The organism is Paraburkholderia sp. SIMBA_027 (assembly GCF_046535315.1).
Lineage (GTDB): Bacteria > Pseudomonadota > Gammaproteobacteria > Burkholderiales > Burkholderiaceae > Paraburkholderia > Paraburkholderia tropica.
This window is the reverse complement of the sequence record NZ_JAWRWY010001041.1, coordinates 1-256: the sequence shown is the minus strand read 5'-3', so window position 1 is coordinate 256 and position 256 is coordinate 1. Positions and strand designations below refer to the sequence as shown.

The window sequence follows — 256 nt, the reverse complement described above, 5'->3', positions numbered from 1 at the left end:
CATTTCATGAAGTATAGTGGAATCAAAAAACTATTTTCTGAAGATTTTGGAGATGCGGAAATTTCTGAATTTCTGAATGAACTCATTGATATCAAATTTCTGGTGAGCGAGCTTCAGCTTACTCTTACCTCAGATAATACAACTAATATAAAAAATGTACTGAATGATCTACACACTGAAGAGGTCACCGAGACAGAAATTTATCTTCAGATTATTCATCAAGTAGAACATTGTATTTCTCTTATAGAACAAACCC

At 32.4% G+C, this 256-nt stretch carries 1 protein-coding gene; it reads left to right on the top strand.

Annotated elements, in window-relative coordinates; translation table 11 throughout:
- Window positions 1–256: hypothetical protein (locus tag SB764_RS42285; RefSeq protein ID WP_410867075.1), on the top strand; the 256-nt coding region annotated here is incomplete at both ends.